Genomic DNA, 12,036 nt, shown 5'->3' with positions numbered 1-12,036 from the left:
CCTCTGGGCATGTGACGATTTAGTCTCGGCGTCAACTTACGATTTTGCTGTCTGGCCTTCTTGCCTGTTTTGCCAAACCCGTTCAAGTCCGAATTCGACCATCGCGAAATAGAGACTAAAATAGCGCTCCGCCATGATGAAGAACGAACTGTTGAGTTCGATCACCACATTATTGGTGGTGGTCAACAGGCCGGATTTTTCCGCCGCCTGCAGAATGCGGTTCACGTGCGCGCGTGAGACGGAGCAGGACTTGGCGATTTTCGCCGAGGAGAGCAGCAGAAAGGGGGAGTCCTGTCGGATGCTTTCGATAAACAACATCAACAGCACCATGTGGCCGGCATCTTTGCTGATAAACAGCGCGGATTGCGGCACCAGGTCGATCAGGTAGACCTCCTTGAGCATCAGTTGCCCGTAGGCGGCGAAAAAGGTGGACAGAAAGTCGGGCGCCGCCAGCAGCGCCGCGATGGGCATCTGTGGCGCCAGCGCCTGATAAGGGCGCGCCATTGAGGCGATCAGCGCCTGGGTTTCCGCCAGCGCGTGCGGCGTAGGCTTATAGCGTAACTGGCGTTTGTCATGCTCGCAGGGTTTGACCTCCAGCCGGCGCCCGACCCGTAAAAAGAACAGAAAGGAATCCAGGGAATTCTCGCTGATCATATTCTTCCCTTTGAAAAAGGCTTTGATGTCTTTCAGCGCGGCGGCGGGCTGGTGGTAATAAATGGACAGGATGGTGGAGCAGATGATGAACCGGCTGTTCCTGAAAATGATTTTGTAAAACAGCGGATGCTTCTTGTAGGTCTCCCTCAATAATTCCCCGTGTTTGACGATGGCGGCGTGGAACGCCGGTGACTGCCTGATGATGTTGGCCTGTTTCTCCAGGTGAAACTGTAGCTGGAATCTGCTTAGACTCATTTTCCCTATTTCCTGTACTTAAAAAATGTGCTGCTTTTTATCGTTATGGGTTTGCTGTGTATGACTTGACGATCTGCTGGCCCTGGTCGTTGATGAGGGTGGTCTGAACGGTGGCCCGAGAGGGGAGCGCGGATGCCGAAACGCCGTCGAGGTGATAATCCCGCGAGCTGAATGGCGCGGTCATCATGTCGCTTTCTTGTCGCACCGGGTAATCGCGCCTGTTGGTGTGCACGGCGATGTGCGCGAACGAGAGATAAAACGCCGATCGGTTTTGACAGCGCAGCAGATAACCGTCCGGCGATTTTTGCAGCGTGAATGAGACGGCCCCGGCCGCGTTTTCGGCTTTCCCCTGCAGCGCTCTGGGCCGGTAGAAGATCTTCATCTGGGTGTTCATCGCCAGCGTCACGCGCGACGCCAGCGGCGGCATGGCCGGCCGGCTGGGCGGGATCTCATACAGGTTAAGCCAGAACACCGACTCCCGGTCGGCGGGCAGGTTCGCGCCGGCAAACAGGATCCTCAGCCCCTTCAGCGCCGAAGGCGGCAGGGCGAACACGCTGGGCAGGGTGACAAACGGCGCGCGGGACAGTTCGGGGGCGGCGTTGACGTCACCGTTATCGACCCAGGTTTGCGCCACGATCGGGTAGCCGTTGGTGTTGAGCAGCATCAGGGTTTTTTCCGTCTCGCCTTCGCGGAAAATCACCCGCGTGGCGGAGGCGATGATGCCCGCCTGCGCGCCGATGGAAGCCAGCGCCAGCAGCAGGGCGCATCCCATCGTCAGATATTTCTTTCTCATCATTGCACCTTAACCCAAACGTAGGCCCTGGCGTCCACCTTGCCAGCGGTGACGGTTTGCCCGGGCAGCCGGGCGAGCGTGGCGGTGAGCTGGGTGGTGTAGTGGGTAAACCCCGCTGCGGTGCTGCCGCCGCCGCTGGCGCCGTTGAGCACCGGGTACCAGCCGGCGTCGCTGCCCTGCGGGCATTGCCCGGCGCTGCAGCGCGCCCAGCCGACGAAATTCATCGGCGCGCCGTTGCCGGCGTTAGCGAGCGCGATACCCACGCCGGTAGCGACGCTGCTGTCGGTGCCGTAGCCGCTGGAGAGCAGGTAGCTCACGCCGCCGTTGGCGCTGACCAGCCCGAGCTGCTGCGCCGCGACATAGCTTTCATACGGTACCTGCAGGCCGAGGGCGGTATTGTTGCTGCTGACGCCGGACACGGCGGCGTTGTCGCATTCGATATTGATAGTGAACTGCGCCTGTGAGGTTTGCCCGGCGGTCAACTGGCTGACGGAAATGGTCGGCAGGATCACCAGCGGCGTGACGTTGCGCGCCACGCAGGTGGCGGTATAGGTCAATGAGGAGATCGGTGCGGTGCCCATGCCCATCGCGTTCCAGCGCCCGGTGCCCCAGGTGGCGTAGTTGGTGGCGGAATCGCTGCCGATAGGATCCGAAGCGATGCCGGGCCCCTGAAAGGTGACATAGCCGTTCGGCTGCGTGCAGGTATAGTTCGAATTGCCGGTGGTCGAGGCCATGCCCACCAGCGGGTTGCCGGCGCTGTAGCCGCAGTAGTTGCTGGCGCCCGCGCCCGGCAGCGAGCTGATGCGGATCAGATCGGCGCGGATGGCGCTGAAGTCTTTCACCCGGATCTGGATTTTGTTGCCGACGGTGGCGTAGCGGGTAATCGGCGCCGACTGCCAGTAACGGGTAAAAACCTTGCCGGAATCCAGGTGGGTCAAACGGATGCCGACGTAAGGGAAGTAGGTGGCGTAATAGTTGGGGTTGCCGTCCCTGGCACCCAGATCGAAATAGCCGCCGACGCGGTCGTCGCCGTTGGTGGCGAAGACTTCATAAATTTGCCCAACATCGCCGGCATCGCATTCATACAGCACCTTGTTGGGATCGGGATAACGGGTGCCGGAGGTCAGATCGAACACGCTGGTGCCGAGCGGCGTACCGACGGGCTGCAGGTAAGTGCTGGTCAGGTTGACCCGGCCCAGCGCCGTGCCCACCCCGCAAGGATCGCAGCCGGAGTCGATCCAGGGGGCGACCCGCGTGCATTGCGCCAGCGCCGCGGGGGCGCCGAACAGCGACAGGGCGAACAGCGCCGGGGCTGCGACCAGATAAGAAATGCGTTTCATCGTCTCTCCTGAGATAAGTTAAACGGGCTAACGGCACGGGGCGCTGAGCCGCTGAATCGGGTTGTCTTCCGCGGCGGGCAGGCGATAATGCAGCGTGCACTGCTGGCCGGGCGCGTCGCCCCAGTTCAGCGTCAGCGTGCCGGCATTCCGGTCGCTGCGCAGATATACCTGATTGGCCTGGCCAACCATGCCCACGCTGTTGCCTGCCGCGTCAAGGACGTTGGCGCCCATCGGGATCGGTGCGCTATCGGGCCGCTGTGCGGTGATCAGCAGCGCCTGGCCGCGCACGGTGTTGAAGCGCAGGCGCACCGTGGCACCGGCATAAGGAGCCACGCGCCGCTGGCCGTCTTCCAGTTCCGCTTTGTCGTTCATGCCCTCGGGGTTCAGCGCGACGGTGTTGTAGTGATAGGGCGCCAGGGCGTAGCCGAAGCGATCGACGCGCGCGCCCTGGCCGTCCATCACCCGTGCGCCGCTGGCGCCGGGCGCTTCGATCAGGGCGAAGGTGTCGCCGACATACGGCCCTAATGTCACGCCGCCGCGGTGCGCCACCACCGCGCCCTGCAGCGACAGGGAGCCTTGTCGGTACTGGCGCGCGGTGGAGAACGAGCCGGTGACGTTGGCGTAAGGCAGGCGGGTTTGCAGGTTGCCGCCCCAGACGCTTTGTTGGCGATCGTCGTCAGTGGTGAAGTTCAGGCCGTAACTGACCGGCTGTTCGTCGCCGACGCTGCCCGACAGCGCAGCCTGATAGTTGCCGCCCTGACCCTGGCTGTGGTTGGCCAGCAGCGAGACGCTGGGGGCGGATGATGAGCGCCCGAGCGGGAAGCTCAGCGACAGGGCGGTGACGGTCTGCGCGTTCTGCGCCAGCGGCGCGCTGTAGACGTTATCCAGCGGCCCGTAGCCGCGGTAGTCGCCGTTACTGTAGCCCAGGCTGCGGGTGCGGGTGACGGAGAGGTTAAGCGCCACGCCGTTGCCGAAGGTTTTCCCCCAGCCCAGCTGGAGCTGATTGTCGCGGCCGCGCTGATCGCGGTAGTCCTGAGTCGAGCCGGACATCGTCAGGCTGCCGAACGCGCCCATGCCCTGATTGACGGCCACCTCGAAACGCGAACGCTGGCGGTAGGAGTCGGACTGCCAGTTTTGGCCGGTAACGGCGGCGCGCCGCACGCCGAGCACGTCGCTGAGATCGCGAAAGCCTTCGGTAGAGTAGCGGTAGCCGGCGATGGATAGCGTGGTGTCCGTCGGGCTGAAGGTTCGGCTGTAAGAGAGGTGCAGCATCCAGCCGGAGGCGCCGCCGTCCGGCAGGCTGGCGTGGGAATAGGTGGTATCCATGCCGAAGGCGCCCAGCCAGCTGCTGTACACGCCGCCCAGCATCATCGCCTGATAGCCGTCCGCCAGCTGATTGCCGAGGTTGAAGGTCAGGGCGTTGGTCAGGCCGTGCTGCCAGGTCACTTCGCTGAACAGATCGTTGTCGCCGACGTAGCGGGAACGGCCGACGATGGCGGAGTAGCGCGACTGGCCGGGGCGAATGGATTCCGGCACCGCGGCGAACGGCACGGTGAAGGTGCTGACGCTGCCGTCGGCTTCGGTCACCACCACGGTCAGATCGCCGGCGTAGTTGGTGGCGTACAGATCGTTGATGGCGAACGGCCCCGGCGCCACGGTAGTTTCGTACAGCGTGCTTTTACCCTGCAGCACCGTCACGCGCGCGTTGCTTTTCGCCACGCCGCGCACCACCGGCGCATAGCCGCGCTGTGAATCCGGTAGCATGCGATCGTCCGAGCTGAGCTGAATGCCGCGAAAGCCCAGGCCGGAGAAGAAGTGCCCGTCGGTAAAGCCTTCGCCCAACAGCATTTCGCTGCGCCAGGGCAGGATTGCGCGCTGCACGTAGCGGCGGCTGGTGTCCAGGTGACCGCCGAACTCCCGATCGTAGCGGTAGCTGGACTGCTGGCGGTAGCGCCAGAGCCCGAGGTTGAACCCGCCGTTCAGGTTGGCGTAGGTCGAATCGAGATCGCGGGTTTGCCCCTGCCGGTAGCTGACGTGGTACTGGTTGAGGTTGTAATTGACGAAGGCCATTGATTCGCCGCTGTCCAGGCTGGCGGGATTGACGCTGCCGCGCGGCCGGCCGTTCAACAGCGCCTGCGGAATGCTGAGATCCAGCCGCAGCCGCGAGATATCGGCGTTCACCATGATGTCCTTCAGATCCCGGCCGGGCAGCAGGCATGCCGTTTCGGCCGCCGGCGGATTTTTCAGCCCGAAGCGCGTCAGCTGCGCGCGATCGAAACAGGGCAGCACCTGTTTGCCTGCGCGTACGAAGCGAATTTGATCGCGCTCGAGAAACTGGCCGTTGAGGTACAGATCGATCTGATAGCTGCCGGGGGCGACGGCGTCCTGTTGGTTGAACTGGCTCAGGGCGCTGTTGCTCAGCACGCTGCCGCGCAGCAGAGCGGGATCGAAGGTGTAGCCGTCGGCGGCGGCGCAGCCCAACGGCAGCGCCAGCAGCGCGCAGCACCAGCGTGCGGGCAGCGGCGTCGCCTTGCGGACATCGAACATGAAAACCTCCCTGTCTGGTTTCAGCGCGCGACGTTCAGGGTGCGCGTGATTTCCACCCCGTAGTCATTGATGACGCGCAGCGCGACCTGCCGCACTTCCCCGTTCACAGGCCAATTGGCCTGTGAAAACGGCGGGATCAGATCCGCCTGCGGAATGGCGCTGCGCTTCGCGCCGCTCAGAATTACCGCCTGGCTGACGTTGGCGTAGTAGCCGGTCGGGTTGTCGACGCGCAGCGCGTTGCCGACCTGGCGCAGGTTGAGCTTATCGATGACGTGGTTGGCGTCGCCGGCCAGCCCGGCCGGGCGATAGAACACCTTCAGCCGGTTGGTGACCACCAGCAGCAGTTTGTTCTTGTCGCTGTCCGTCTGACGCACGGCGGGGACCTGCAGGAAGTTGAGGTAGAACAGCGATTCGCGATCGCGCGCCAGCGGCTGGCCGACGAACGACAGCCGCACCATTTGCCCGCTGTGCGGATCCATGCGGAAGATTTGCGGCGAGGCGACAAAGGGCGCATCGGCGTTTTCCGGCGTGGACTGCGGGTTGTTGATGTCGAGCCAGATCTGCATCAGCGCCGGGGCGCCGTCATCGTTGGTGAACTGCAGCGTTTTCTCCCGCGCCTCGGCGGGGTAGATCACGCGGTTGCCGAGCAGCGTTACGCTGGCCAAGGCGTGGGTGGCGGCAAAACTCATCAGGCAAAGTGACAGGGCGGCCCATCGGCGGGCGGAACGGGATATCTGCGGCATAAACGTGAACCGATAAAGAAGCGAGTCATTCAGCGCCGTCCGCTAAGGAACGGCGCTGGCATCAACAGGTATGGCGCCTGACGCCGGCTTATTTGTAGCTAATGGCGAACTGGGCGGTGGCGATCACCGAACCGGCCGCCACGCCGGTGTCTTCCGCGTAGTAGCGGGCCACCAGGTTCTGCGAGGTGGAGGTGGCGTCTTTCGCCAGCGTCATCGCCGACGTGGTGACGGTCGAACCGCTGGCGAACGACAGCGGCGTGGTGGCGTCGCTGTCCAGCAGTTGAATGGACACCTTGGCCGCATCGCCCGCGTTGCCCAGATTGCCGTTGGTGGTCGGGTTGTTGCCCGCCAACACGGTTTTGATCGCCGTATCGCTGGTCGCCGCCGCACAACCCGTGACGTTAACGGTAAAGGTGGTGTCGCCGGCGGTGGCGCCTTTGGTGGCGAGCTGGCTGGCGGCGACGGTCGGCAGCAACACGACCGGGTTGGATTGGTTGCCGTTAATATTCACCGAACAGGTTTGCGTGCTGACTTCGCCTTTGAATTGCACGGTATTGGACGAGGCGGCCGCACAGGCGCCGGAGAGAGCCAGCATGGATAATGCGACTAATTTAACATTCATGTGAAATACCCTTTAATTAACTTTAGAGAAAAGCTTTCCTGACAGTAATAAATTACTGACGTGCGTTTGTTGATTAATCATGTTGCGCAATTGTTTTTTAAACGCGTCGGCAAACATGGATTTTCATCCTAACAAACTAAGAATTTTCCCTATAGGTGTTTTCCGCATGGTAATAAGTTTGCGATGCGGGTTGTTACATTTATTTTCATTTTTGCTTATATCATACAAAATGGAAAATAGATCTATATCATTGTGTTGCGTTTTTATTGGATCGTCGTCTTTTGTTTATGAAATAATTTGAAACATTCATGCCTTTTTTGCGTATTAATCAAAGTGCTGGCTGTTGCGTGATTATTTGAAAAACATGTTATCAAGTTGTTTTATATCGGTGTGCTTTGCAGGCGAATTACCCCAAAAAAGAGCAGCGACAAGGCGCCTGAGGTGTGGAAGCATACTTTCACGCTGATAAGGAGAATTAAAGTGAGAGTGATTTATATCGACGGTTCGCCGCTATGCCGTTTGGGGATGAAAACATTATTGGGAGAAGGAGTGATAACCTTATCCTCGCCCAATATTAATATTATTAAAAATATAAGCCCTGCGCCTGATTTAATTATCATGGATTTTCCCCATGAAATTTATCGGTTCGAAGCGTATTTGCGATTTATTCACGCCTCACGTGCTGAATATGAAGGCGTCCGGATACTGTTCTTCGTCGATAAGACTTCGCCGCTGATCCTGGCATTTATCGCGGCGGCGCAGCCGGATGCGATTTTGCACAAACGGGAAGCGCTGCGAGTGGTGTGGGAAACCTGCGCGGCGCTAGTCCGCCGTGAAGAGGCGGGCGAACGGCGCGTGGTGAGGCGGCATCGGGCGGCGGCGATCACGCCCGGCGAGGCGGCGGTGCTGTGTGAAACGGCCCGTACGGAAGATATCCGCCTGACCGCGCGGCGGCTGAATTTGCACCCGAAAACCGTTTATTCGCACCTCAACAATGCCGGCAAGAAGTTCGGCATCCGCAATCGGGTGGAATTGCTGAAGATGATTGCGCTGCTGTAGCGCGCCGTTAACGGGCCTGGCCGACGGCCAGTCGCCATTGCGTCATTTCGTCGGCGCCCGGCCCGGCCGCCAGCGCCAGGCTTTGCGGCGGCAGAGATTCGCCGGTCACGGCATCTACCACGCGCAGGGTGGCGGGGTGGCCGGTCACGCGGTCAACCACGCGCAGCGGCGGCCCGGCCAGCTCGGACAGATTCCATTTGTCGCCAATCTGAATCATCGCCATCACCAGCAGCCCGAGATCTTTTCCCTTCTCCGTCGGCAGATACTCGTAGCGAGCGGGGCGCGTTTGGTATTGCCGCTTTTCGATAAGGCCGTGGCTTTCCAGGGCCTTGAGCCGGTCGGCCAGCGTATTGTTGGTGATGCCGGTCGAGTGGCGCAGATCGTCATAGCGCGAGAGCCCCAGCAATAGATCGCGCATGAGAATCGCGCCCCAGCGATCGCCCAGTGCTGACAGCACGTGCGCCACCGAGCACGTCATGCCTTCAAACCCTTTTGCTTTCACGTTGCCTTACCTCCGCTTGCCGCCTGATTGCCGAGAATTTTATCGCCTCGGCTTGATAACTTCAATAATTGGAGTTATTACTCTTATTATTGGAGTTTATGATTAACAGCGGCTGATGGCCTGAACGCCGGCCGGAAAGCCACGCTTTCACCGTGAGTGTCGGCTTTTATCTTCGCGTTCAAAGAGGGGGCGAGATTAAGCGTGGGGAGAGGAGAAATCGACGAAAGTCATAGATTACTTTTTACATCTGATATGAAGGCATTAACGATGGCGGATTTTTCATTCTCACGATAGATGAAAAAAAACTCAGTCACGTTATCGACACCGAGGATCGCTCTGTAGGTAATGTTAGGCAGCTTGATTGAGGATAGTGTAGAAGGAACGATAGCGATGCCCAGGCCAGAAGCCACCATGGCGAGCACGCTTAGTGTACTGTCCAGCCGATAGGAAACCTGGACGTCTTCTTCAAGAATGGCTTTCAGGATACGAAGCTGACCATCGTCTCCGCTGTTTTCCGAGTAGATGATAAAGTCTCGTCCCGAGAGGTCTTCTTTTTTCAAGGTCTCTTTTTTAGCCAGATCGGAGTCTTCCTGAATCACGACGACCCAGTCAAACTTTTTAATGGGTATAAGGCCGAGCCCCGGTGGGATTTTGAGATCCAGATTGGGGCAATAGCTGACGTCGATATTTCCGTTGACGATCTCATCGGTTTGTTTCCAATAAGACATCTCTTTGGCGCGGAAATTAACGCCGGGATGCTCTGCTTTAAATCGATGAATATCGGCGGTGACTAATCCCGCCGCGACGGCATTGCCGACAAATCCGATGCGCACATTGCCATTCTCACCTTTCGCTGCTGCTTTGGTTTCGTCAAGCGTGCTTTTTATTTTTTCATAAATATCCGGTGCATTTTTTAAAAATATCTCTCCTACTTCGGTTAGTTCGACATTGCGGTTGTTGCGAATAAAAAGTGGTGCGCCAATTTCTTCTTCCAGCGCTTTTATCTGCATGCTGAAAGCCGACTGTGTAACATGAATTCGCTTAGCCGCCTTGCCGAAATGTTTTTCTTCAACGAGAGCCAGGAATGCCTGGATATGGCGAAAATTCATGGATTAGATTCCTGTATCAGTCGTTCAAAAAAATGAATTGGATTTATAGCGATCATGAAAATACCCTCTAATAGAACTCGCGTTAAAGTGTAGATTATTTCTGGAGTGCGGGCTAGTCAACAACACTCAGCGTGTTGCTATCTGTTTCAAAAACCGAATATATGTATAGTGGAGGCGTTAAATGAATTCATTAGCCAGAATCGATGTTCATACTCACCTGGTCCCGCCTTTTTGGGGCAGCGCGCTGCCCAGCCACGGCGGCGATCCGTCGGGCTGGTCTCTGCCCAAATGGACGGCGGACGACCATCTTCGCTATATGGACAAACAGCAAATAGCGACCAGCGTCCTGTCGTTAACCGCGCCGAGCGTGGTTGGCTGGGAAGGCCAGGCGCGCCGCGATATGGCCAGAAAAGTCAATGAGTATACGGCGGATCTGGTGGCGAAATACCCTACGCGGTTTGGTAACTTCGCGACCGTGCCGTTGCCGGACGTTGAGGGGGCGGTGCTGGAAGTGGAGTATGCATTAGATGTGCTGAAAGCCGATGGTGTCGTATTATTGACTAACTATGAAGGGGTTTATTTAGGGGATAAAAAGTGGGCTCCGCTTTGGGCCGCGCTAAATCAACGCTCTGCCGTTGTTTTCATTCACCCTGGTCATCCCATCATGGATTTGCTGGATGGCGTTCCGGGTCCCTTGGTTGATTACCCGTTTGATACGGCGCGCAATGCCGTCCATATGGTATTGAATGGCGTTATGGACAATTATCCTAACGTGAGAATTATTCTTTCGCATGCCGGCGGATTCCTGCCTTATGCCATTCTGCGCTTTACATTGTTGGCGGAATCGCTTAATCCAAATGGGCCGTCAGTTCAGGAGTTGAACGATAAATTTAAGCGTTTTTATTTTGATACCGCATTGTCTTCCGGCCCTAATGCATTTTCCAGCTTGCTGACGTTTGCGAATCATAATAATATTCTGTTCGGTAGCGATTATCCTTATGCGCCGGAGTCCGTCGCCGTTAAGTTTAATCATATTCTCGATGCTGAGACAAATCTGACGGATGCGCAGAAAGTACGCTTCAACCGGAATAACGCTCTGGCGCTTTTCCCTCGGTTAAATAAATAAAGGTTCTGCTGGGGAGGGAGATGCCGCATTGCTTTTAGCGCCGACGCATCCCCTTTCGAAAACAAAAAATCCACGCCGAAGCGTGGATTTTTCCGTTTCCGGCAGCGGAGAGAAACGCTGCGGGGAAGGGGTTAGACGTTGAACAAGAAGTTCATCACGTCACCGTCTTTGACGATGTAGTCTTTACCTTCGGAGCGCATTTTGCCGGCTTCTTTGGCGCCTTGCTCACCCTTGTAGGTGATGAAGTCGTCATAGGAGATGGTTTGCGCGCGGATAAAGCCTTTCTCGAAGTCGGTGTGGATCTTGCCGGCCGCCTGCGGGGCGGTGGCGCCGACCGGGATGGTCCAGGCGCGCACTTCTTTCACGCCGGCGGTGAAGTAGGTCTGCAGGTTCAGCAGCTCGTAACCGGCGCGGATCACGCGGTTCAGGCCCGGCTCTTCCAGGCCCAGCTCGGCCATGAACTCGTCGCGCTCTTCGTCTTCCAGCTCGGCGATGTCGGATTCCACGGCGGCGCACACGGCGACCACCACGGAGCCTTCGGCGTCGGCGATTTTACGCACGGTGTCCAGGTACGGGTTGTTCTCGAAGCCGTCTTCGTTGACGTTGGCGATGTACATGGTCGGCTTCAGCGTCAGGAAGCTCAGGTATTTGATCGCCGCTTTGTCTTCCGCGGTCAGATCCAGCGCGCGCAGCATGCCGGCGTTTTCCAGGTGCGGCAGGCATTTCTCCAGCGCCGCCAGCTCGGCCTTGGCGTCTTTGTCGCCGCCTTTGGCTTTCTTCTGTACGCGGTGGATGGCGCGCTCGCAGGTGTCCAGGTCAGACAGCGCCAGCTCGGTGTTGATCACGTCGATGTCTTCGGCCGGATCGACCTTGTTGTTGACGTGGATGATGTTGTCGTTCTCGAAGCAGCGCACCACGTGGCCGATGGCTTCGGTTTCGCGGATGTTGGTCAGGAACTGGTTGCCCAGGCCTTCACCCTTGGACGCGCCTTTCACCAGGCCGGCGATGTCGACGAATTCCATGGTGGTCGGCAGAATGCGCTGCGGCTTGACGATCTCGGCCAGCTTATCCAGACGCGGATCGGGCATCGGCACCACACCGGTGTTCGGTTCAATGGTGCAGAACGGGAAGTTGGCTGCTTCAATGCCCGCTTTGGTCAACGCGTTGAACAGGGTGGATTTGCCTACGTTAGGCAGGCCGACGATACCGCATTTGAATCCCATGTTGTAATCACCTTAAATATCTTAACTATCAGCTGGTTAGGTTTAACCGACTGCATAAAGGGC

Annotated in this window: 11 protein-coding genes; 2 read left to right on the top strand and 9 right to left on the bottom strand. The window is 58.4% G+C overall.

From position 1 onward, the window contains the following. Positions 1–36 precede the first annotated feature (36 nt). From JL05_RS18700 to JL05_RS18675, 6 genes are all read right to left on the bottom strand, one after another. Positions 37–909, bottom strand: coding sequence for a hypothetical protein (locus JL05_RS18700; protein ID WP_033633316.1), 873 nt, complete (start codon positions 907–909; stop codon positions 37–39). Positions 910–952: 43 nt separating this feature from the next. Next, on the bottom strand, positions 953–1,702 hold the full coding sequence (locus JL05_RS18695; protein WP_033633315.1) for a fimbrial biogenesis chaperone: 750 nt from the start codon (positions 1,700–1,702) through the stop codon (positions 953–955). Then, a complete protein-coding gene (locus JL05_RS18690) occupies positions 1,702–3,042 on the bottom strand; it encodes a fimbrial protein (RefSeq protein WP_033633313.1) in 1,341 nt (446 codons plus the stop codon). The genes JL05_RS18695 and JL05_RS18690 overlap by 1 nt, the downstream gene beginning before the upstream one ends. A gap of 27 nt (positions 3,043–3,069) precedes the next feature. After that, on the bottom strand, positions 3,070–5,589 hold the full coding sequence (locus JL05_RS18685; protein ID WP_033633312.1) for a fimbria/pilus outer membrane usher protein: 2,520 nt from the start codon (positions 5,587–5,589) through the stop codon (positions 3,070–3,072). 20 nt (positions 5,590–5,609) lie between these two features. Continuing rightward, entirely contained in the window at positions 5,610–6,332 is a 723-nt protein-coding gene (locus JL05_RS18680; RefSeq protein ID WP_033633311.1) for a fimbrial biogenesis chaperone, read from the bottom strand. 88 nt (positions 6,333–6,420) lie between these two features. Then, a complete protein-coding gene (locus JL05_RS18675) occupies positions 6,421–6,954 on the bottom strand; it encodes a fimbrial protein (protein WP_033633310.1) in 534 nt (177 codons plus the stop codon). A 480-nt stretch (positions 6,955–7,434) separates the two neighbouring features. On the opposite strand from JL05_RS18675, the gene JL05_RS18670 reads away from it, so the two are divergent. After that, a complete protein-coding gene (locus JL05_RS18670; protein ID WP_033633309.1) occupies positions 7,435–8,013 on the top strand; it encodes a helix-turn-helix transcriptional regulator in 579 nt (192 codons plus the stop codon). Between the two features lie 7 nt (positions 8,014–8,020). Here JL05_RS18670 and JL05_RS18665 read toward each other — a convergent pair whose 3' ends face one another. Continuing rightward, positions 8,021–8,515: a winged helix-turn-helix transcriptional regulator gene (locus JL05_RS18665; protein ID WP_033633308.1), complete on the bottom strand. Its 495-nt coding sequence runs from the start codon at positions 8,513–8,515 to the stop codon at positions 8,021–8,023. A gap of 227 nt (positions 8,516–8,742) precedes the next feature. Then, positions 8,743–9,624, bottom strand: coding sequence for a LysR family transcriptional regulator (locus JL05_RS18660; RefSeq protein WP_033633306.1), 882 nt, complete (start codon positions 9,622–9,624; stop codon positions 8,743–8,745). Between the two features lie 181 nt (positions 9,625–9,805). Between JL05_RS18660 and JL05_RS18655 the strand changes: the two genes are divergently transcribed. Then, complete coding sequence (locus tag JL05_RS18655; protein WP_033633305.1) at positions 9,806–10,750, top strand: amidohydrolase family protein; 945 nt, start codon at positions 9,806–9,808, stop codon at positions 10,748–10,750. Positions 10,751–10,881: 131 nt separating this feature from the next. Here JL05_RS18655 and ychF read toward each other — a convergent pair whose 3' ends face one another. Further along, positions 10,882–11,973, bottom strand: a complete 1,092-nt coding sequence (ychF, locus tag JL05_RS18650) for a redox-regulated ATPase YchF (protein ID WP_033633304.1) — start codon at positions 11,971–11,973, stop codon at positions 10,882–10,884. Positions 11,974–12,036 lie beyond the last annotated feature (63 nt).

The organism is Serratia nematodiphila DZ0503SBS1 (assembly GCF_000738675.1).
Taxonomy (GTDB): Bacteria; Pseudomonadota; Gammaproteobacteria; order Enterobacterales; family Enterobacteriaceae; genus Serratia; species Serratia nematodiphila.
This window is presented reverse-complemented; position numbering and strand designations above follow the sequence as displayed.